This is a genomic window from Stenotrophomonas sp. Ste96, assembly GCF_024519495.1.
Taxonomy (GTDB): Bacteria; Pseudomonadota; Gammaproteobacteria; order Xanthomonadales; family Xanthomonadaceae; genus Stenotrophomonas; species Stenotrophomonas bentonitica_A.
Window position 1 is genome coordinate 1183377 of the sequence record NZ_JALJRX010000001.1, and the last position, 20139, is coordinate 1203515.

Genomic DNA, 20139 nt, shown 5'->3' on the forward strand with positions numbered 1-20139 from the left:
ATCAGGCTTCCGGCGCGGCGATGCGGTATCCGATGCCATGGCGGGTCTGGATCATCGGGACTTCGAAGGGCTTGTCGACCACGGCGCGCAGGCCGTGGATGTGCACGCGCAGGGAATCCGAATCCGGCAGCTCTTCGCCCCAGACCCGGGTTTCCAGTTCCTGGCGGGTGACGACGGCCGGGGAGGCCTCCATCAGCGCCTGCAGGATCTTCAGCGCGGTCGGGTTGAGCTGCAGCAGCTTGCCCTGGCGGCGCACTTCCAGCGTGTCCAGGTTGTATTCCAGATCGCCGGTTTCCAGCACGCGGGTCTGCACGCCCTTGCCGCGACGCGACAGGGCGTTAAGACGCACCTCGACTTCCTGCAGCGCGAACGGCTTGATCAGGTAGTCGTCGGCGCCGGAGTCGAAGCCGGCCAGCTTGTTGTCCAGCGAATCGCGGGCCGTCAGCATCAGCACCGGGGTCTGCTTGCGCGCCTCGTTGCGGAGCTTGCGACAGACCTCGATCCCATCCATGCCGGGCAGGTTGAGGTCCAGCACGATCGCGTCGAACTCATGGACGACCGCCAGGTGCAGGCCGGTGACGCCATCGGCGGCGAAGTCGACGGTGTGACCGCGGTCTTCGAGGTAATCGCCGAGGTTGGCGGCAATGTCGCTGTTGTCTTCGATGACGAGAATTCGCACTGGGACCTCTGATTCGTGGGGGTTCAACGGAAAGAACGGAGCCGCAGGGCAGCGATGGGAACGGGACTGCGCGACCTCACGCTGACCATACAGCGTCGATTCTTAACATTAGACACCGTCGAATGCTGGCGCAGCGTCAAAACACAGCGGTGATCACCTGTCATCTTTGGGTTCGGAAATCCGAAGCTCACGCTTCATCTGCCGGGCGTCTTCCGTCGCCTGGCGGCGCTGGGCCACCGTCATGCAGGTGCGCTGGGGGCGGTTGCTGCCGATCGGACGTTCGCTGCGGCAGACCATGCGACTGTCTTCCTTGGCGTTGGTCATCAAGGTATTGACCACTTCCTGGTCGTTGAAGACCTCTACTTTCTGCGGCGGGGTGAGCTGATCGAATCGCTCACGGCCCGCCATCCTGGTGCGGATACGGTCCAGAGCGGCCTGGACGCGGCTCTTGTCGGCCACGCTCAGCTCACTGTAATCCTCACTGTGCAGCGCGCGCTCGACCTTGGCCAGCTGCTCGGCAACCGGCGCATCGTCGGCAAGCGCCATCGCGGCCTCATCGGGGTTCGCCGGCGGCTTGGCATGGGCACCCAGCGAAAGACAGCCGAGCAGCGCGACAGCGATGATTCGATGCATCTGTGACATCTGCGACTTCCTTATCCACATGAATGAACACCAACTCTACGAGGATGCACTGGGCCCGACAAGTTACTCATGGCAGGGGCCGCAGGCCCTGCGCGGGCAGAAAAAGGCCCGGACAGACGAAGCTGGCCGGGCCTGAAGGTGTTTCCCGATTACCGATCCTGCTGAGGAGGGCAGAGCTGCGGTTCGACAGAGCCTACGCCGGGGTCGATTAAACCGATGTTAAGACCTCGAGCGGCATTGAAATACCCAATCAACCCTTTGTATTTGAAGGCTTTTTCAACGAAGCAACGTGGTCGATGATGCGCCCGGCCAAGTCGGCCTGGCAGATCGCCTCGATCCCCTCCAGGCCGGGGGTGGAGTTGACCTCCAGCACCAGCGGGCCGCGGCTGGAGCGGATCAGATCCACGCCGGCCACGCCCAGCCCGAGCGCCTTGGCCGAGCGCACCGCCACCAGCTGCTCGGCCCGGCTGGCCTTGGCGGCGCGGGCACTGCCGCCGGCATGCAGGTTGGAGCGGAAGTCTCCCTCCGGCGCCTGCCGTTGCATCGCCCCGACCACCTGGTCACCCACCACCAGGCAGCGCAGGTCGGCGCCCTGCGCCTCGCCGATGAACTCCTGCATCAGGAAGTTGGCGTAGAGCCCGCGCAGCGCCTCCACGATGCCGCGTGAGGCGCTGGCCTTCTCGGTCAGGATCACGCCACGGCCCTGGGTGCCCTCGTTGAGCTTCACCACGTGCGGCGGCGGGCCGAGCATCGAGAGCAGATCGACGGTGTCGTCCGGGTTGTCGCCGAACACCGTGACCGGCATGTCGATGCCCTTGGAGGCCAGGATCTGGTGCGCGCGCAGCTTGTCGCGGGCACGCAGGATCGCATCGGAGGGGTTGGGCGTGCGGGCGCCCATCATCTCGAACTGGCGCAGCACGGCCGTCCCGTAGCGGGTGACCGAAGCACCGATGCGCGGGATCACCGCGTCCACCCCGGTGATCGGCCGGCCCTTGTAATGCATGGTGAAGCCATCCGCGGCGATGCGCATGTAACAGCGCAACGGATCGAGGATGCGCACGGTATGGCCCCGCGCACGGGCGGCCTCCACCAGGCGACGCGTGGAGTACAGCTTGCTGTTGCGGGACAGGATGGCGAGTTTCATCGCGGCGCAGGGGCTGGAAAGCGCGAAGCATAGCGCGTGGCGTGTAGGCCGCGATGACGGTGATCAGGTGGCCGCTGGAGGCAGCCAATCGGCGAATGGTTTGGGCCAAACGGTCAGGCGATCCAGGGCATCAGGTCTCACCGCCACGCCCAGCAGTGTGGCGCCTTGTTTTCGACTTTACCTCGCCCATTCGATTTGCAAACGACACGACAAACCTAGTGGAATGATAGCGGAGATGTTTTTTTTGGGAAAAGCCGAGGGTCGAAACAGATCAAAACCGGCTTTATAGCGCCATTGGCACGCCCTGAGAACATCATGAACTCTGCGCCTTGGCGTAGGAAAAATCCTGTTTTTAACCTGTTCCTAAAAATTTGACATTCGTCCTTGTTCCTACATTTTTCTGTGAATACCTTGTGATCGCCGGTCGATCAGGCGGGCAAGTCAGACTCACATCTGCAATACAAAAAGGGGAACAAAAATGAGCAGCAAAATCCGAGCATCTCTGCTGAGCCTTGCCGTTGCTGGTACAGCTGTCTTTGGTTCAACCGCGTCGTTCGGGGCACACGCGGCCGATCTCGTCATCATCATCTGCGATAAATCGGGCTGCATCGTTGTTGAGCGGTAAAACGTAACGCCTGGGGCATCTGCGAACAGATGCCCCAGCCTTTCAGAGACGGCGTCTAGTCAAGGCTTCGGCATTCAATGGCATGAACTAGCAGTCGGTGTTCCGAGCATCCGACAATCACCAAGCCATCTCGACGCTTAATTTTTCGACCCATGCAGCAAAGAATATCGATAACCGCCAAAGCACATTATCGGCATGTATTCACCAACGAACAAAATACCGGCCAATGAAGGATGAGAGTGCGTTCACCATTAGGAAAGCACCCCATGTTGTCAGATTTCCACACGATGTCATGCATTGCCGGAATGCGCGCCGCTGAACAACCCCAGCGCCTGCTTTACCTTGCGGCAACGCTTGCTGTGTGCACGCTCGCGTGGGTGGTTCTCTCCGCATTTTCCTCTCCATTTCTCGCATCGCGTGTTGGAACGGCGGTCAATGCCGAGTTGGCCGTCGCCAATGCACAGACTCAGAACGGCTCGTTTCCGTTGCGTCATGCCCTTCGTATCGAGGAGGTGCCCGGCGTTTCCACAGTGTCCTACTTTGGCCTAGCCAGCCTACCCTGCGGTGATGGGCGCAGCAGTCTGAGCATCAATGCGTATGGCGGATCCGGGGTGGACAGTTTGCTGCGTGGGAGGGGAGCCAGCCAGGAGGTACTGGATCGATGGAGATCCACGCGCAATGGATTGCTTGTGGGTGCCGACGCCGCAGCGCGATGCAATCTGGCGCCAGGAATGTCGCTGAGCCCAAGAGATCACCTGTCCGGCGTGGACGTTCCCGTCACCATCGTCGCCATCCTACCTGGCGGACACGGCGTCCTGGATGATCGCATCGCCTATGGTCACTACGACTACCTTAATCGCCTGATGCCGGACGAGCGAAGCGATCAGGTCCTGCGGGCACGCGTGGTTGGTGGGAACGCCGCAACGTTGGGTGAACTAGCGCAATCAATCGATCTTGCGTTTGCCAGCAGTGATCCCCCATTGCACGCCACTCCCGCCAGCGGCACGGAGTCCGCATTGGGCAGATTTGGACAGGTGCAGGCGTTGCTCGGGCTGATCATGGGGGCCATGGCCACCTGCGCGTTGCTTGTCTGGGTAACCGTGCTGGCACATCTGGTCACCCAGCGACGCCCGGCCATGGCAGTTCTCCAGAGCATGGGATTCGGTCGCGGGCTCCAGTTTGGGGCACTGGTCCTCGAAATGGTTGCAGTGATCACGGCCGGCGCGGTGCTGGGCGTACTGGGCGGCCAGGGCGCGATAGCGCTGCTCAACCCTCGGATTTCCTGGCTGCTCGGACCGTTGCGCGTACCGGATTGGGCCTTTGCATCACTACTGCCTGCACTACTTTTACTCGCAGCCATCGCCCTCGTCTGGCCTGCACTTCAAGTCAGGCGCCTGAGACCCATTGATCACCTCCTAACCTGAGGTCGGGCGTTTCCTTCAACTGCGAGCGAGCTAGACCATGAATACCCTCATGCAGATTGGGCCCTTGTGGACTTTTCTACTCTCCATGCATCGCCGTCGCCCCCGGGACACCCTGCTCATGGGGGCTGGCTTCGCGATCGCGACGGCTGCGCTGGCAGTGATGCTGGCCATTCCGGCCGGCATTGACCGCATTGCCGGACGGACGGGGCAGCCGGATATCGCGCTGGCGCTCTCTAACGGGGCGCTCGACGAGGCCGGCAGCAGCCTGTCGCCGGAACAGGTCGCATTGGTTTCCCACCTGCCGCATGTAGAGCGTGACGCGAGCGGCCGCCCTCTCGTCGCGCCTCAGTTTCTTGCCAACGCCAAACTATCGCGGATAGACGGGCAAACGACCTCGGTACTGATGCGCGGCATCTCCGCCGACACATGGGCGATCATTGAGCCCGCCCGAATCAATGTCCCCGTTAAACCCCGCGAAGGGGCCCGCGAGATGGCGGCCAGCGCCACGCTGGCGGCCCAGTTCCCGGAACTCGGGCGCTCCCACGTCGATATCCAAGGTTCATCCTGGCAGCGGATCGGCGAGTTCAGCGCCGCGGGAAATCTCTGGGAGTCGGAGATCTGGACCGACCTGTCCGCCCTGCAAGCCGCCTACAATCGCGCCGGCCGGGTGTCCTCCGTATGGTTGAAGCTGGACTCGCCGGAGGTGCTGCCCGCATTGCGGGCCGCCGCAACAGATGATCCGCGCCTGCAAGGCGTCCGAATCCTGGGGCAGATCGAGTACTACGAACAGCAGGTCGGATTTCTGACACAGCTGGCCCGCAGCGCAGCGCTGGGCGTGTCCCTGTTGCTGGGCGCAGGTGCCATCCTGGCCACTTCCACCACGCTGGGCATGGTCCTGGAACGACGCCGCAAGGAAATGGCTACGCTCCGGGCGCTCGGCTTCAGCGACACCGCGGTGGGCACTGCGCTGCTGCTCGACCTGCTGGCCATTGGAGCGCTGGCCTCGTCGACTACATTCGGAATTGTCCATGTCTTCCTTGATGGCGCGAGCTTTGGCACGTCCAGTGTCAACCAGGCCTTATACGCCCGCTTTGTCGTCGATGCCGAGGTGATGACCGCGGTGCTTGGCTACGCCTTGCTGGTCGGTTTGGCCAGCGCGGCGATGCCGCTGCGCAAGGTCATGTCAGGCCGACTGGTGGATGCCCTCAGGGAATGAGTCCGCCGCCGTCCGCCATTGTTGCCGCCCGTCAAGGAATTACCGACATGACCACGCCTCCAAAACCACCTCTGGCGATCTGCTGCAGGAGCTCCACATCGAACGGGCAACCCACCCTGCCGCAACACGGCCCCGCTTGGATCGTCGACCTGTCTTCGTCGGCTTTGCCGTGGCTGTAGGCGCCAGCCTTTGCCTCTGGTTCTGGGGACGCACCAGTACGGTTGCGGACGCCGACGTCGTCGCCATCGCTGGAGCGGCTGTTCCTGCGACGCCCACGATCACAAGTGGATCCACGCTAGACGCAAGCGGGTATGTCGTGGCCAGACGGACGGCGACCGTTTCCTCGCAGCTCACCGGAGTTGTCACCGACGTCCTGTTTGAAGAGGGCGACCACGTCGAGCAGGGGCAGATACTTGCCCGACTCGATGCGCGATCAGCCATGGCCGGCCTGGAATCGGCGCAGCGGCAAGTCGCCGCGGCAGGGCAACTCGCGCGCCAGCATGAGATCCTGTTTGCCCAGGCATTGCGCGATAGCCAACGTGCGCTGGAACTTTCACAGAGCGGGCTGGTGTCTCGTCAGGATGCCGAGCAGGCGTCCGCAAAGGCCAATGAGCTGCAGGCCCAAATGCTCTCGCAACGGCGCAACGCGCAGGCGGCACGCGCCTTGGCCGATGTCGCACAGGTGAATATGGACCACGCCGTAATCCGCGCGCCCTTTGCGGGCGTCATTACCTCCAAGGCTGCGCAGGTCGGCGAGATCATCTCTCCGAGCGCTGCCAGCGGCTATACGCGCACCGGTGTCGCGACCATCGTAGACATGAACTCCCTGGAAGTGGAAGTCGATGTCGGCGAGGCCTACATCGGCCGCGTGCGCATCGGCATGGCGGCCGACGTGCGTCTCAATGCCTATCCGGAGCTGTCCCTGCCAGGCAAGGTGATCGCGATCATTCCTACGGCGGATCGCGGTAAGGCTACGGTCAAAGCCCGTATTGGCCTGCAACTTAAAGACCCACGCATCCTGCCCGACATGGGCGCCCGTGTGAGTTTTCTGGTTGCAGCATCAAACTCGTCAGACGTCCCGAACGCACGCAGGCAAGGGGACAGCAATTCCGCAGAACGTATGGCACATGGAGGCCCGCACATCAAAGGTTTGACAAGCACCCCCATCCCCCCCCAGGAGCAGCAATGACGTGTTCGATTTCGCTTAGCGACGTCTCTAAAACCTACCAACGCGGACAACAGCACGTCGACGTGCTCCGTTCGGTGGACCTGCAGGTGGGCAGCGGGGAGTTTCTGGCTCTGATGGGCCCATCGGGGTCCGGCAAGACAACCCTGCTCAATCTTATCGGCGGACTGGATACACCTACGTCTGGCACCATCAAGGTCAATCAACAACGCATTGATCAGTTGACGCGCAGGCAGCTGGCGGCATGGCGAAGCCAGAGCGTGGGATTCATTTTCCAGTTCTACAACCTGATGCCGACCCTGACCGCGTTGCAGAACGTGGCACTGCCTCTGCTGTTGTCGCCCTCAGCCAAAGCCGAGCGCAACCGGCGGGCGGAAATCGCCCTGCAGCTGGTCGGGCTGGCCGAACGCGTCAGCCATCGCCCCACCGAGCTTTCAGGTGGACAGCAGCAGCGTGTCGCAATCGCACGCGCCATCGTGGCTGATCCTGCCTTCCTGATCTGCGACGAGCCCACGGGCGATCTGGACCGTGAGTCCGCCACCGGGGTAATGGACCTGCTGCAACGGCTGAACCGTGAACATGGAAAAACGATCGTCATGGTGACGCACGATCCCAAAGCAGCCGGATATGCGACACGCGTGATGCACCTGGACAAAGGAGAGTTGCTCGAGCCCGCAGGTGCCGATGCCGCGCTGAGCTGACTCTGCGTCGAGGAAATCAAACGGCAGGCTGATGACAGCAACTCGCGCCAAGGCAGACGCGATATCACGGGGATATGGAGCGGGTGAGGAGTAGCCGAAATCCCCCAAATCACAGGAGGATATGGAGCGGGTGAAGGGAATCGAACCCTCGTCAGTAGCTTGGGAAGCTACAGCTCTACCATTGAGCTACACCCGCAAGGCGCAGCGTAAGTTTATTCGGGCGGGGCCCTCAAACGCAACGGGCGGCACTGGGCCGCCCGTTGTTTCACGCTTTCCGGCGCCGTGCGCGGCGCCCGCGAACGGGCACTGCGCACGTTGGATCAGAAGCTGCCGCCGAAGCTGGCGAACAGCGACACGTCACGTGCACGCTTCTGCATCGTGGTGGTGCTCATGCCGATGTTGCTGCTCAGGCCCCACAGGTTCAGGCGCGCACCCAGCACGGCGGTGGCGTAGTTCTTGTCGAACTCCAGGCCCGGCACCTTGTACATGCCCACGTCCGGCATGGACTGCAGCCAGGCGCTGGCCTGCTTGGTGTCCTCAAACTCATGGTCGTAGGTGACCTGCACATACGGCTTGACGTTGCCGCCGTCGAAGCGGGCCTGCCAGCCGACGCGGCCGACGGTGGAATCCGTGTCCTGGTCGCCATAGCCCAGCGCCGAGGCGCTCGGGTTGGACTCGGTGTAGCCGTCCAGCTTGACCTTCTGCCAGATCACGGCGGCGACCGGACCGTGGCGGAAGCCGCCCTCGGTGCCGAACTCGTAGCCGGCGTTCAACGCGGCGGTCAGGTTGCTGCCTTCCGGCGAGCCCTTGTGGATGCGCGTGGCCGGGCCGAGCTGCAGCTTGCGGGTCACGTCGTAATCCAGCCAGCTGTAGCTGAGCTGGCCGTTGACCCAGGCGCGCTCGCCGTACCAGCCGGCGAACAGGCCCAGGGTGGTGTCGGACTGGGTGAAGTCACCCTTGTTGTTGCCGAAATCGGCGTCCATGCGGCCATAGCCGGCGAAGCCGCCGACCACCATGCCGTCACGCGCCCAATCCACGCCGAACAGGCCGGCCGGGGCCATGCCGTCGTACAGATCGGCGTGGGCGTAGCGCTGCATGTCGCCGCGCAGGTTGCCCCACCAGCTCAGGCCGTCGGCCGGACGGCCATCGACGTGCCAGCTGACCTGGTCGGCGCGCGAGCGACCGATGGTCTGCGCCGAGTGGGTCAGGACCTGCTGGTTGCGCGGGGCCTCCAGGATCGACAGGGTGTACTGGCCCAGCATCTCGTGGGTGGCGGTGGTCGGGTGCACGCCGTCGGCGAACACATAGCTGTTGGCCGCGTTGGGGGTGACGTAGCTGGTCGGGTTGCAGGTCAGCGAGGCGGCCGTGGTGCAGGCCGGGCTGGTCGCGTTGACGAAGCCGTACTGGCCCGGGTTGGCGACGATTTCCTGCAGGATGTGGAAGGTATCGACCGGGATCACCTGCAGGCCGGCGGCCTTCAGGCCACCGAACAGGGCGTCGTTGTACGCCTTGGCCAGCGCGGTGCCGGCCGCCATGCCTGCCGGGCCACCGGCGCGGGCGCCCGGAGTCAGGCCGACGTCGGGGATGGTCGGCACCACGATGTACTCGGCGCCGGCCGCCTTCAGCGTGCCGACGATGCCGACCTGGTCGGTGACGGCACCGGTCAGGGTCGGGACCAGCGGTGCGCCGGCCTGGATTGCGAACAGGTCGTTGGCGCCGCCCCACACGGTGTACAGCGCCTTCGGGTCGGCCTTGCCGCCGTTGGCCGCCAGGTACTGCGCGGTCTGGGTCTTGAGCGAGTACACCGGCACGGCCGGGGTACCCGGGATGAGCACCTGGCTGGTGTCCACGCCGACACGGGCGCCTCCGATGGCGTAGTTGTCACCGTTCTGGCCGTTGCCGTGGGCACCGGCGTTGGTGCCGTAGTAGTTGGCGACATGCTCGGCCCAGGTCCAGCCGGGGTTGGTGGTGGACTTGCCGGTCACCGCCTGCACCGCCGCCGGCAGCAGCGGGCGGAAGTAGCCGGAGTCGGTCAGGCTGTCGCCGATGAAGACGGTCTTGGTATACGGCGACTGCGCCATGGCCGGCGCTGCCGCCAGGGCGATGGCCACGGCCATGAGGGAACGGATCGGGCGTTTGCTGAGCAACATGGAAACTCCTTGCAGGTGGGGAAGACGGCGGGACGTACGCCGGCGCACGGTGCCATGTTTCCACTGCACCCGGCCCGCATCACGCTGCGCTGCGGCATGAACGCCCCAGCCCCGCCGCCCGGCCATCGTTGGCCTGGCGCTCGCGGCACTGTTGCCGCGCGGCGCACAGGGTACGCACTGACGGGTGATTGAAGGACAATAGCGTCATGAACATCCAGCTCAACGGCGAAAACCGCCAGCTTCCGCACACCGCGACCGTCCATGACCTGCTGCTCAGCGAGCAGCTGCTCGAGCGCCGCGTGGCGGTCGAGGTCAACGGCGAGATCGTGACCCGCAGCCAGCACGCCAGCCATGGGCTGTGCGATGGCGACGTGGTGGAGATCGTGCATGCGCTGGGCGGTGGCTGAGGCAGCATCGTGACGCGCGATAGGCGATAATTCGGGGCATGAACGCACCTGTCCCCACTGATTCGCTGGTGATCGCCGGCAAGACCTATGCTTCCCGCCTGCTCACCGGCACCGGCAAGTTCAAGGATCTGGAAGAAACCCGCCTGGCCACCGAGGCCGCGGGCGCCCGGATCGTCACCGTGGCGATCCGCCGCACCAACATCGGGCAGAACCCGGGCGAGCCGAACCTGCTCGACGTGCTGCCGCCGGACCGTTACACCATCCTGCCCAACACCGCCGGCTGCTACACCGCCGAGGACGCCGTGCGCACCTGCCGGCTGGCCCGCGAGCTGCTGGACGGCCACAACCTGACCAAGCTGGAAGTGCTGGGCGACCAGAAGAGCCTGTACCCGGATGTGGTGCAGACGCTCAAGGCGGCCGAGCAGCTGGTCAAGGATGGCTTCGAGGTGATGGTCTATACCTCCGATGATCCGATCCTGGCCAAGCGCCTGGAAGAGATCGGCTGCGCCGCGGTGATGCCGCTGGCCGCGCCGATCGGCTCGGGCCTGGGCATCCAGAACAAGTACAACCTGCTGCAGATCATCGAAGACGCCAAGGTGCCGATCATCGTCGATGCCGGCGTGGGCACGGCCTCCGATGCGGCGATCGCGATGGAGCTGGGCTGCGATGGCGTGCTGATGAACACCGCCATCGCCGGTGCACGCAACCCGGTGCTGATGGCCAGCGCGATGCGCAAGGCCGTGGAAGCTGGCCGCGAGGCTTTCCTGGCCGGCCGCATTCCGCGCAAGCGCTACGCCAGTGCGTCCTCGCCGATCGACGGGTTGATCGGCTGATGACCAATCCTTTTGACAGCGCCGGTGCCAAGGCACCGCCCAAGCCCTTCACCATCACCGAAGGCCGCCGCGAGGTCCGCAGTTTCGTGCTGCGCCAGGGCCGCTTCACCCCCGCCCAGCAGCGTGCGTTCGACGACCGCTGGCCGCGTTTCGGGCTGGACTTCACCGGTGAGCCGCGCGATCTGGATGCCACCTTCGGGCGCGATGCGCACAAGGTGCTGGAGATCGGTTTCGGCAACGGCGCGGCGCTGCGTTTCGCCGCCCAGCAGGACCCGAGCCGCGATTACATCGGCCTGGAGGTCCACGCGCCCGGCGTCGGCCGCCTGCTCAACGCGCTGGCCGACGACAACGCCGACCACGTGCGCCTGTACCACCACGATGCCGTGGAAGTACTGGAGAAGGAAATCGCCGATGGCGCGCTGGATGAAGTGCGCATCTATTTCCCGGACCCGTGGCACAAGAAGCGCCACAACAAACGCCGCCTGATCCAGCCCGGCTTTGCCGCGCTGCTGGTACGCAAGCTGCGCGTCGGTGGCCGCCTGCACTGCGCCACGGATTGGGAAGACTATGCCGAGCAGATGTGGGAGGTGCTCGACGCCACCGCCGGGCTGACCAACCGTGCCGGCCCGCGTGGGCAGGTAGAGCGGCCGGAATGGCGCCCGCAGACCCATTTCGAGACCCGTGGCCAGAAGCTCGGCCATGGTGTGTGGGACCTGTTGTACGACCGCACCTGATCCGACTAGGAACCGCGCCACCCCATGGATACCGCGCTGACGCTGACTACCGACATGAAGCTCGTCCTCGGGCTGGTCGGCTTCACGATGGCGATGTTCCTGTTCGAGCGCATCCGCGCCGACGTGGTGGCGCTGGTGGTGCTGGTGGTGCTCGGCGTCACCGGCCTGATCGCCCCGGAAGAAATCTTCGGGGGCTTCTCCGGTAACGCGGTGATGAGCATCATCGCCACCACCATCCTCGGCGCAGGCCTGGACCGCACCGGGGCGTTGAACCGGTTGGCGGCGTGGCTGCTGCGGCGCGGGCATGGCGTGGAGACGCGCCTGCTGATGATGACCACCGCGATCGCCGGCTTGAACTCCTCGTTCATGCAGAACCCCTCGGTGATGGCGCTGTACCTGCCGGTCGCCTCGCGCCTGGCCGCGCGCACCGGGCTGACCCTGCAGCGCCTGCTGCTGCCGATCGCCGCGGCCATCGTGATGGGCGGCGCACTGACCATGGTCGGCAACTCGCCGCTGATCCTGCTCAACGATCTGCTGGCCTCGGCCAACAACAACCTGCCCTCCGGCCTGGCCACCATCGAACCGCTGCGCATGTTCGCCCCGCTGCCGATCGGCGTGGCGCTGCTGATCGCCTCGCTGCTGTACTTCCGCTACTTCGGCGACCGCAAGCTGGTGGAGGAAGAGACGCTGGCCAACGATGGCGTCACCCCCTCGCGCACCGAAAGCTACTTCGCCAAGACCTACGGCATCGAAGGCGATGTGTTCGAGCTGGTGGTCACTGCCGAAAGCCCGCTGGTCGGCATGACCCTGGGCGAAGCGGAGAACGTGCACGACGCGCCGCTGCTGCTGGCACTCAAGACCGGCAATGACACCCGTCTGGCGCCGCCGGCCGAGATGCGGATCTGGGTCGGCAGCGTGCTCGGCGTGATGGGCGCGCGCCAGCAGGTCAGCGATTTCGCGCAGAACCAGTTCCTGCGGATGTCCTCGCGGCTCAAGCACCTGGGCGATCTGTTCAACCCGAGCCGCGCCGGCATTTCCGAAGCGGTGGTGCCGCCGACCTCCGATGTGATCGGCAAGAGCGCCTCGGACCTTCGCCTGCGCAAGCAGCGCGGCATCAGCCTGCTGGCGATCAACCGCGACAAGCAGGTGATCCGCGAGGACGTGCGCAACGTGGCGCTGCGCGCCGGTGACATGCTGGTCTTCCACAGCATCTGGACCGACCTGGCGCAGGCGGCCAAGAGCCGCGACTTCGTGGTGGTCACCGACTACCCCAAGGGCGAGCAGCGCCCGCACAAGTTCAAGATCGCGATGAGCATTTTCGCCATCACCATCCTGATCGCGCTGACCTCCAAGCTGCCGGTGGCGCTGACCCTGATGACCGGCGTGGCCGGCATGCTGCTGACCGGCGTGCTGCGCATGGACGAGGCCTATGCCTCGATCAACTGGAAGACGGTGTTCATGATGGCCGGGCTGATTCCGCTCGGCTGGGCGATGGACAGCAGTGGCGCGGCGGCGTGGATCGCCGGCCACACCATCGACCGCCTGCCCACGGGCATCCCGGTCTGGGTGCTGGAAATCGCGCTGGCGTTGTTGACCACGATGTTCTCGCTGGTGATCAGCCATGTAGGCGCGACGATCGTGATGGTGCCCATCGCGGTGAACCTGGCGCTGGCGGCCGGTGGCAGCCCGACCGCGTTCGCGCTGATCGTGGCGTTGTCAGCCTCCAACAATCTGATGACGGCCTCCAACCCGGTGATTTCGATGATCACCGGCCCGGCCAATTACACCCCGCGCGAGCTGTGGCGCGTCGGCGCCCCGCTGTCGTTGATCTATACGGTGGTCGTGGTGCTGATGATCAACCTGATGTTCTAGGGAGTGCCGGCCGTCAGATAATGAGTGGCCGGCCGTTCGTCGTCATCCCAACCAGACCTGCCCATCGCGCACCTGCACGGGCACCGCGCGCAGGCGATCACCGCGGCACGGTCCAGCTACGCAGTCGCCGTTGTCCAGGGAGAACGAGGCCCCGTGCGCCGCGCAGACGAGGTGGCCTTCCTTGCTCTTCAGGAACTGGCCCGGGGCCCAGTCCAGCCGGCGACCGGCGTGCGGGCAGATGTTCAGCCACGCACGCACCTGGTCGCCCTGGCGGTACAGCACCACCGACTCGCTGTCGCCCTCGATGCTGGCGTCGACCTCGGCGAAGCCCCCGTCGGCAATGGCCTGCAGGGTGATCAGGGCGGTGGCGGTGGTCTCGGGCAGGGACATGGCATCCAGCAGCAGGCAACGGAAACCGTAGTGTCTCACGCGCTCATGTCACTGGCTCCCGGATGAATACAAGTCATTGATTTGCAATGTGTGCGGGGTACGTTTAACGCTTTTTTCACTCAGTCACAAAGGCCAGCACGGATACTCATCCACTGCTGACCTCAGCCAAAAAGAGTGCCATGTACAGCCGTATCTTCCAGTTCAACCAGTTCCGCACCCTGTTCGCGCCGCGCAAGCCGCGCCACCCGCTGGTGCGCGTCGCGGTCGGTCTGTTGGGCCTGGCGATCCTGGCCGCGCTGGTGTTCGTTGGTGTATTCGTGGGCGCGGCGATGATCATCGCCGGCCTGGCATGGAAGCTGCTCGCCCAGCGCAAGAATGCGCGCACCGCTCCGTCGCAGGTCGTGGACGGTGAATACCGCGTGGTCCGCAAGCAGGCCTTGCCGATGTCGCGTTGATCGACGCGCCTCCCTCCTGATGACGGCCGCGCCCTGCGCGGCCGTTTCTGTTTGTGGGAGCGGAAAAACGCTCTAGACTGCGGCGAAACCTCTCCACAGGACGCGCGCATGACCGATGTAATCCCCACGCCCGAGCAGCCCCGCATTCCGGTCGCCGGTGGCGGTACTTTCCCGGTGCGCCGGATCTACTGTGTGGGCCGCAACTTCGCCGATCACGCGCGCGAAATGGGCGCGGCCGTGCCCGCCGCCGATGATCGCGGCCGCCCGATGTTCTTCAGCAAGCCGGCCGATGCGATCGTGGTCGGGCATGACGATGTGATCCCCTACCCGCTCGCCACCCAGGACCTGCACCACGAAGTGGAGCTGGTGGTGGCGATCGGCAGGGACGCGCCTGCCGGTGAACTGCCGGTCGACCAGGCCGAAGCGCTGGTGTTCGGTTACGGCGTCGGCCTGGACCTGACCCGCCGCGATCTGCAGGCGCAGGCCAAGGCCAAGGGCCACCCGTGGGACCCGGCCAAGGGCTTCGATCAGTCCGCCCCGGTGAGCGAGCTGGTGCCGGCCGGCGAAGTCGGCGATCTGGCCGCGCTCAACCTCTCGCTGGAGATCAATGGCGAAGTGCGCCAGCAGTCGCTGCTGGACCAGATGATCTGGAACGTGCCGGAAATCCTGCACGAGCTCTCCAAGCTGTGGGCGCTGCGCGCGGGCGATCTGGTCTTCATGGGGACGCCGTCGGGCGTGGCCGCATTGAAGCCGGGCGACCGTTTCAGCGCACGTCTGGAAAACGTGGCCGAGCGCCACGGCATCATCGCCGGATGACAATCGCTGCGTTACGCTGCGGCGTCATTTGATTCCCCACTACGACAGGAGAGCCCGATGGGTGTACTGACTGAGTTCAAAGAATTCGCCATGCGTGGCAACGTCATCGACCTGGCGGTCGGTGTGGTCATCGGTGCGGCGTTCGGCAAGATCGTCACCGCGCTGGTGGACAAGATCATCATGCCGCCGCTGGGCTGGGTGATCGGCCGCGTGGACTTCTCCGAACTGGCGTGGACCCTGGCCCCGGCGCGCATTGCGCCCGATGGCAAGGAGATCCCGGCGGTGGTGATCGGCTACGGCGACTTCCTCAATACCGTGGTGCAGTTCGTGATCGTGGCCTTTGCGATCTTCATGGTCGTGAAGTTCATCAACCGCCTGGCCCGCAAGAAGCAGGCCGAGCCGGCCGCCCCGGCGGCACCGAGCGAAGAAGTGCTGCTGCTGCGCGAGATCCGCGACAACCTCAAGCAGTAAGACCCCACCCCCAGTAGTGCCGGCCGCTGGCCGGCTCACCCGACACCCTGCATCGCGCGGAGCCGGCCAGCGGCCGGCACTACCTGAAAACCCCGCTTCGGCGGGGTTTTCGCGTTTGGAAAACAGCATTCGCCGGAGCATGACCTCCCGCCCATGTACGCGCCGGACAGACTGGTAAGCTCGGACGCTTCCGCCCCGTTTCCCGGAGTTCGTCCCATGCGTCGCCGCGTCCTTGCCATCGCATCTTCCCTCGCCCTGCTGGCCGCGCCCGCGTTCGCGGCGACCGGTATCACCACGCTGCCCCCCACATCGCTGGCCACCGCCGCCGAGCTGCGCGAGCAGGCCCTGAAGGATGACACCGGCTGGAAGGTCGTCGAGTCGCTGACCACCGAGATCGGCCCGCGCATCGCCGGCAGTGAAGCCGACGCGCGCGCCGTCGCGTGGGCGGTGGCCAAGTTCAAGTCCCTGGGCTTTGACAAGGTCTGGACCGAGCCGGTCACCTTCCCCAAGTGGGAGCGCCGCAGTGAGCACGCCGAAGTGATCGGCAAGCATGCCCAGCCGCTGACCATCACCGCGCTCGGCGGCAGCCCCGCTGGCACGGTGGAGGCGGAAGTGGTGCGCTTCGCCGATCTGGCCGCGCTGCAGGCCGCGCCCGAGGGGTCGCTGAAGGGCAAGATCGCCTTCGTCGATTACCAGATGACCGCCTACCGCGATGGCCGCGACTACGGCAACGGCGGCGCGGTGCGCAGCAAAGGCCCCTCCGAGGCCATCCGCAAGGGCGCGATCGGCTTCGTGATGCGCTCGGCCGGCACCGATTCGCACCGCGTGCCGCATACCGGCATCACCCGCTTCGATGACGGCCTGACCCCGGTACCCGCCGCGGCGCTGTCGGTGCCCGATGCCAACCAGCTGGCGCGCCTGGTTGCGCTCGGCAGCACCACGCTCAAGCTCAGCCTGGATTGCGGCTGGGACGGCAAGGCAACCTCGTACAACGTGATCGGCGAGATCACCGGGCGCAGCCTGCCCAAGGAAGTGGTGGTGATCGGCGGTCACCTGGACTCCTGGGACCTGGGCACCGGCGCGGTGGATGATGGGGCCGGCGTTGGCATCACCATGGCCGCCGGCCACCTGATCGGCCAGCTCAAGCAGGCGCCCAAGCGCACCATCCGCGTGGTCGCCTTCGCCAATGAAGAGCAGGGCCTGTATGGCGGCAAGGCATATGCCGAGGCGCACGCCAAGGACGTGGTGCTGCACCAGCTCGCGGCCGAGAGCGATTTCGGCGCCGGCCGCATCTACGCCTTCAATACCGGCTCGCCGAATCCGGCCAGTTCGCGCGAGGCGACCCGCCAGATCGCCGAGGTGCTCAAGCCGCTCGGCATCGAGTACGCCGCCGACAAGGGTGGCCCGGGCCCGGACGTGGGCCCGCTGGCCGCCAAGGGCGGCGCGTGGGCGTGGTTGGCGCAGGACGGCAGTGACTACTTCCACCTGCACCACACCGCCGACGACACCCTGGACAAGATCGACCCCGCCGCCCTGGCGCAGAACGTGGCCGCTTATACGGTGTTCGCTTACCTGGCGGCCGAGGCCGATGGCAGCTTCGGCAGCGAAGCCAAGCCGACCACGCCGCCGAGCGAGTAATCCCGACACACATGCGGCAGGTACAAAAAAAAGCCCGGTCGCAATGCGACCGGGCTACCGGGATAACGTCACACCCCACGCGGTGAGCGCCGCTAGACCTTCGCGGTCCGGACAAGCGGATCGCCGCGCTGCGGGGGTGTCTCTCCTCATCCACGCAGCACAGCGTCCACCCCGCACTGTGCGCAGTTTTCACTGCATGCACTATGCGATTAATCCGAAAGCGTTGTAGTCACGACGATTTCGGTGAAACCGATCACACCGTGGGTGGCGCGAATGACGCCGCGCTCCCCCCGAAATTGCACGCTGTGGTCAAACGCGACTGCGTCCGTACCACTGCGCCAACAGGACTGCCGTCGCCGAAGCGACGTTGAGGCTTTCCACGACACCGGTACCCGGGATCGAGACCTGATGGTCACAGTCCTGGGCCAGCGCGCGGTCCATGCCTTCGCCTTCGGCGCCCATCACATACACCAGCCGCGATGGCAGCGCCGTGGCGAACAGATCATCGCCGCCCTCCACCAGCGTGGCCGCCAGGCTCAAACCGGCGGCACGCAACTGGGCCATCGCCTCGGGCAGCGCCGGCAGGCGCACCAGCGGCACGGCCTCGGCACCGCCTTCGGCCACGCGCGCGGCCGCACCGGACAGCGCCAGCGTCGAGTCCGGCGGCAACAGCAGCCCGGCCACACCGAAGTGCGCCGCCGAGCGCAGGATCGCGCCGAAGTTGTGCGGGTTGCCCACGCCATCCAGCCACAGGGCCAGCACCGGCTTCCCGGCCGGCAGCGTGGCCAGCCATTCATCCAGCGCCAGCATCGGCGCGCGCAGCACGTCGGCCACCAGGCCTTCGTGATGCGTGGTGGCGGCGAGCTTGTTCAGATCGCCGTCTTCCACCACGCGGTAGCCGACGCGGTTGGCCACGCACCACTTCAGCACCGGCTGCATGCGCGGAATCAGCGCCTCGGTCAGGTACAGCTTGCGCAGCGCCTGCGGGCGATGCTCGAACAACGCCTGCACGGCGTTCCAGCCATACAGGCGCAGCTCGTCGCTGCCACGGCCGGGCGGCGGCGGGGTGCCACCTTCGCGGGGCGGCAGCGGCGTGGCGCGCGGCGGCCGCGAGGACGGACGGCGCGCATTCTTCCAGGGATCATTCACTACGGGACAGCTCCAGCTTGCGGGTACGCCAGAAATCGGCGTTCTTGATGCCCAGGGCATCGGGGTCGAAAATCGGATCCAGGCCGAGCTTCTTCTGACGCTCATAGTCGCGCAGCGCCAGCATCGCCGGCTTCTGCACGATCAGGATCGCGATGATGTTCAACCACGCCATCAGGCCCACGCCGATGTCGCCCAGCGCCCAGGCCAGGCCGGCATTGTGGAAGGCACCGAAGATCACCATGCCGATGATGCCCAGGCGCAGCAGCAGCACGGTCAGCGGGCGCTTGGCGTTGTGGTTGATGTAGCTCAGGTTGGTTTCGGCCATGTAGTAATAGGCCATGATCGTGGTGAAGGCGAAGAAGAAGATCGCGATCGCCACGAAGCCTGCGCCCCAGCCCGGCAGCACGGTTTCCACCGCGGCCTGCGCGTAGCCGGCACCTTCAGCCACGCCGGCCAGGCCGGCGAACACGGGCGCGCCGCCGGCCACCGGCGAGTACACGTTGTAGGTGCCTGCGGCCAGGATCAGGAAGGCGGTGGCGGTGCACACCATCATGGTGTCGAAATAGATCGCGAAGGCCTGCACATAACCCTGCTTGGCCGGGTGCGAGACCTCCGAGGCGGCTGCCGCGTGGGGGCCGGTACCCTGGCCGGCCTCGTTGGCATAGATGCCGCGCTTGACGCCCCACTCCACCGCCAGGCCCATCATGGCGCCGAACGCGGCGTGCGCGCCGAAGGCGCTGCTGAAGATGATGTTGAACATCTCCGGCACGCGCTCGTAGTTGAGGATCATGATGACGATGGCCATCAGGATGAAGCCGGCGGCCATGAACGGCACCACCACTTCGGCAAAGCTGGCGATGCGCTTGACCCCGCCGAAGATGACCACGCCCAGCAGTAGCGCGACCACGATGCCGATGCCCAGCTTGAGCGCCTGCACCGATTCCAGGCCCATGACCTGGCCATCCAGCGGCCCGCACAGGGCGCCACCACGGCAGGCGTTGATGATGCTGTCGGCGATGGCATTGGCCTGCACGCCCGGCATCAGGAAGCCGGCGGCGATGATGGTGGCCACGGCGAAGGCCAGCGCGTACCACTTCAGGCCCATGGCCTTTTCGATGTAGTACGCCGGACCACCACGGTAGCGGCCTTCGGCATCCTTGGTCTTGTAGATCTGCGCCAGGGTGCACTCCACATACGACGTCGAGGCGCCGAGGAAGCCCATCACCCACATCCAGAAGATCGCGCCGGGGCCGCCGAAGGCGATCGCGGTGGCCACGCCGGCGATGTTGCCGATACCCATGCGGCCGGCCATGGACATGGCCAGTGCCTGGAACGAGGACACACCCGCCTCGGATTTTTCACCCTGTACGGTCAGGCGGCACATCTCCACGAACCCGCGGATCTGCATGAACCGGGTGCGGGCACTGAAATACAGGCCTGCGGCAAGGCACAGGAAAATCAGAGCCTTGCTCCAGATGATCCCATTGATGAAATGGACTACTTCTTCCACGCGCTCTCTCCAGTCGGCGGAAACAAAAGGAACGTCCCCGTCGGCTGGGACCCGGTCGATTCTCCACGATCCGCGCCGGGCTGCGTAGTGGCAATTT

At 65.4% G+C, this 20139-nt stretch carries 20 protein-coding genes and 1 tRNA gene; 13 read left to right on the forward strand and 8 right to left on the reverse strand.

What is annotated here, in order from left to right:
• Nucleotide 1: 1 nt before the first annotated feature.
• The 3 genes from OC373_RS05380 to rimK all read right to left on the reverse strand — a co-directional run bounded on the left by OC373_RS05380 (nt 2) and on the right by rimK (nt 2465).
• Nucleotides 2-679, reverse strand: coding sequence for a response regulator transcription factor (locus tag OC373_RS05380; protein ID WP_019183933.1), 678 nt, complete (start codon nt 677-679; stop codon nt 2-4).
• A 153-nt stretch (nt 680-832) separates the two neighbouring features.
• Nucleotides 833-1321, reverse strand: a complete 489-nt coding sequence (locus tag OC373_RS05385) for a hypothetical protein (protein WP_254427764.1) — start codon at nt 1319-1321, stop codon at nt 833-835.
• Nucleotides 1322-1571: 250 nt separating this feature from the next.
• Nucleotides 1572-2465, reverse strand: a complete 894-nt coding sequence (rimK, locus tag OC373_RS05390) for a 30S ribosomal protein S6--L-glutamate ligase (protein ID WP_019183931.1) — start codon at nt 2463-2465, stop codon at nt 1572-1574.
• Between the two features lie 478 nt (nt 2466-2943).
• Between rimK and OC373_RS05395 the strand changes: the two genes are divergently transcribed.
• From OC373_RS05395 to OC373_RS05415, 5 genes are all read left to right on the forward strand, one after another.
• On the forward strand, nt 2944-3090 hold the full coding sequence (locus tag OC373_RS05395; protein ID WP_261997205.1) for a hypothetical protein: 147 nt from the start codon (nt 2944-2946) through the stop codon (nt 3088-3090).
• Between the two features lie 266 nt (nt 3091-3356).
• On the forward strand, nt 3357-4514 hold the full coding sequence (locus OC373_RS05400) for an FtsX-like permease family protein (protein ID WP_261997206.1): 1158 nt from the start codon (nt 3357-3359) through the stop codon (nt 4512-4514).
• 37 nt (nt 4515-4551) lie between these two features.
• On the forward strand, nt 4552-5730 hold the full coding sequence (locus tag OC373_RS05405) for an FtsX-like permease family protein (RefSeq protein WP_261997207.1): 1179 nt from the start codon (nt 4552-4554) through the stop codon (nt 5728-5730).
• A gap of 136 nt (nt 5731-5866) precedes the next feature.
• Nucleotides 5867-6919 carry an efflux RND transporter periplasmic adaptor subunit gene (locus OC373_RS05410; protein WP_261997208.1) on the forward strand — a complete coding sequence of 351 codons (1053 nt, stop codon included), beginning with the start codon at nt 5867-5869 and terminating at the stop codon, nt 6917-6919.
• On the forward strand, nt 6916-7617 hold the full coding sequence (locus OC373_RS05415) for an ABC transporter ATP-binding protein (protein ID WP_261997209.1): 702 nt from the start codon (nt 6916-6918) through the stop codon (nt 7615-7617). Before OC373_RS05410 ends, OC373_RS05415 begins: the two co-directional genes overlap by 4 nt.
• A gap of 122 nt (nt 7618-7739) precedes the next feature.
• On the opposite strand, the gene OC373_RS05420 is transcribed toward OC373_RS05415, so the two are convergent.
• Nucleotides 7740-7813: transfer RNA gene (locus OC373_RS05420), tRNA-Gly, on the reverse strand.
• A gap of 124 nt (nt 7814-7937) precedes the next feature.
• On the reverse strand, nt 7938-9767 hold the full coding sequence (locus OC373_RS05425) for an autotransporter domain-containing protein (RefSeq protein ID WP_261997210.1): 1830 nt from the start codon (nt 9765-9767) through the stop codon (nt 7938-7940).
• Nucleotides 9768-9973: 206 nt separating this feature from the next.
• On the opposite strand from OC373_RS05425, the gene thiS reads away from it, so the two are divergent.
• From thiS to OC373_RS05445, 4 genes are read left to right on the forward strand one after another with little or no spacing between them, the layout of a single operon-like run.
• A complete protein-coding gene (gene thiS / locus OC373_RS05430) occupies nt 9974-10174 on the forward strand; it encodes a sulfur carrier protein ThiS (RefSeq protein ID WP_019183928.1) in 201 nt (66 codons plus the stop codon).
• A 38-nt stretch (nt 10175-10212) separates the two neighbouring features.
• On the forward strand, nt 10213-11007 hold the full coding sequence (locus OC373_RS05435; RefSeq protein ID WP_019183927.1) for a thiazole synthase: 795 nt from the start codon (nt 10213-10215) through the stop codon (nt 11005-11007).
• The gene (gene trmB, locus OC373_RS05440; RefSeq protein WP_019183926.1) at nt 11007-11741 is read left to right on the forward strand and encodes a tRNA (guanosine(46)-N7)-methyltransferase TrmB; all 735 of its coding nucleotides are present in this window, start codon (nt 11007-11009) and stop codon (nt 11739-11741) included. The genes OC373_RS05435 and trmB overlap by 1 nt, the downstream gene beginning before the upstream one ends.
• A gap of 24 nt (nt 11742-11765) precedes the next feature.
• Entirely contained in the window at nt 11766-13613 is a 1848-nt protein-coding gene (locus tag OC373_RS05445; protein ID WP_019183925.1) for an SLC13 family permease, read from the forward strand.
• Nucleotides 13614-13655: 42 nt separating this feature from the next.
• On the opposite strand, the gene OC373_RS05450 is transcribed toward OC373_RS05445, so the two are convergent.
• On the reverse strand, nt 13656-14003 hold the full coding sequence (locus OC373_RS05450) for a Rieske (2Fe-2S) protein (RefSeq protein ID WP_261997211.1): 348 nt from the start codon (nt 14001-14003) through the stop codon (nt 13656-13658).
• A gap of 179 nt (nt 14004-14182) precedes the next feature.
• On the opposite strand from OC373_RS05450, the gene OC373_RS05455 reads away from it, so the two are divergent.
• The 4 genes from OC373_RS05455 to OC373_RS05470 all read left to right on the forward strand — a co-directional run bounded on the left by OC373_RS05455 (nt 14183) and on the right by OC373_RS05470 (nt 17383).
• Complete coding sequence (locus OC373_RS05455) at nt 14183-14458, forward strand: hypothetical protein (protein WP_019183923.1); 276 nt, start codon at nt 14183-14185, stop codon at nt 14456-14458.
• A gap of 108 nt (nt 14459-14566) precedes the next feature.
• Nucleotides 14567-15274 (forward strand): fumarylacetoacetate hydrolase family protein, encoded by a 708-nt coding sequence (locus OC373_RS05460; RefSeq protein WP_261997212.1) that lies wholly within the window; start codon nt 14567-14569, stop codon nt 15272-15274.
• Between the two features lie 57 nt (nt 15275-15331).
• On the forward strand, nt 15332-15745 hold the full coding sequence (mscL, locus tag OC373_RS05465; RefSeq protein WP_019183921.1) for a large-conductance mechanosensitive channel protein MscL: 414 nt from the start codon (nt 15332-15334) through the stop codon (nt 15743-15745).
• 216 nt (nt 15746-15961) lie between these two features.
• Nucleotides 15962-17383, forward strand: a complete 1422-nt coding sequence (locus OC373_RS05470; protein ID WP_261997213.1) for a M28 family peptidase — start codon at nt 15962-15964, stop codon at nt 17381-17383.
• 309 nt (nt 17384-17692) lie between these two features.
• On the opposite strand, the gene OC373_RS05475 is transcribed toward OC373_RS05470, so the two are convergent.
• Together OC373_RS05475 and OC373_RS05480 are read right to left on the reverse strand one after the other, a co-directional pair.
• The gene (locus tag OC373_RS05475) at nt 17693-18472 is read right to left on the reverse strand and encodes a TrmH family RNA methyltransferase (protein ID WP_237740307.1); all 780 of its coding nucleotides are present in this window, start codon (nt 18470-18472) and stop codon (nt 17693-17695) included.
• A 52-nt stretch (nt 18473-18524) separates the two neighbouring features.
• Entirely contained in the window at nt 18525-20042 is a 1518-nt protein-coding gene (locus OC373_RS05480; RefSeq protein WP_019183918.1) for an alanine/glycine:cation symporter family protein, read from the reverse strand.
• Nucleotides 20043-20139 lie beyond the last annotated feature (97 nt).

Coding starts and splice junctions, on each gene's coding strand:
- OC373_RS05385 (WP_254427764.1), bottom strand. CDS start 1,321: ATGTCACAGATGCATCGAATCATCGCTGTCGCGCTGCTCGGCTGTCTT.
- mscL (WP_019183921.1), top strand. CDS start 15,332: ATGGGTGTACTGACTGAGTTCAAAGAATTCGCCATGCGTGGCAACGTC.
- OC373_RS05425 (WP_261997210.1), bottom strand. CDS start 9,767: ATGTTGCTCAGCAAACGCCCGATCCGTTCCCTCATGGCCGTGGCCATC.
- OC373_RS05470 (WP_261997213.1), top strand. CDS start 15,962: ATGCGTCGCCGCGTCCTTGCCATCGCATCTTCCCTCGCCCTGCTGGCC.
- OC373_RS05455 (WP_019183923.1), top strand. CDS start 14,183: ATGTACAGCCGTATCTTCCAGTTCAACCAGTTCCGCACCCTGTTCGCG.
- OC373_RS05395 (WP_261997205.1), top strand. CDS start 2,944: ATGAGCAGCAAAATCCGAGCATCTCTGCTGAGCCTTGCCGTTGCTGGT.
- OC373_RS05450 (WP_261997211.1), bottom strand. CDS start 14,003: ATGTCCCTGCCCGAGACCACCGCCACCGCCCTGATCACCCTGCAGGCC.
- rimK (WP_019183931.1), bottom strand. CDS start 2,465: ATGAAACTCGCCATCCTGTCCCGCAACAGCAAGCTGTACTCCACGCGT.
- OC373_RS05415 (WP_261997209.1), top strand. CDS start 6,916: ATGACGTGTTCGATTTCGCTTAGCGACGTCTCTAAAACCTACCAACGC.
- thiS (WP_019183928.1), top strand. CDS start 9,974: ATGAACATCCAGCTCAACGGCGAAAACCGCCAGCTTCCGCACACCGCG.
- OC373_RS05405 (WP_261997207.1), top strand. CDS start 4,552: ATGAATACCCTCATGCAGATTGGGCCCTTGTGGACTTTTCTACTCTCC.
- OC373_RS05400 (WP_261997206.1), top strand. CDS start 3,357: ATGTTGTCAGATTTCCACACGATGTCATGCATTGCCGGAATGCGCGCC.
- trmB (WP_019183926.1), top strand. CDS start 11,007: ATGACCAATCCTTTTGACAGCGCCGGTGCCAAGGCACCGCCCAAGCCC.
- OC373_RS05435 (WP_019183927.1), top strand. CDS start 10,213: ATGAACGCACCTGTCCCCACTGATTCGCTGGTGATCGCCGGCAAGACC.
- OC373_RS05445 (WP_019183925.1), top strand. CDS start 11,766: ATGGATACCGCGCTGACGCTGACTACCGACATGAAGCTCGTCCTCGGG.
- OC373_RS05460 (WP_261997212.1), top strand. CDS start 14,567: ATGACCGATGTAATCCCCACGCCCGAGCAGCCCCGCATTCCGGTCGCC.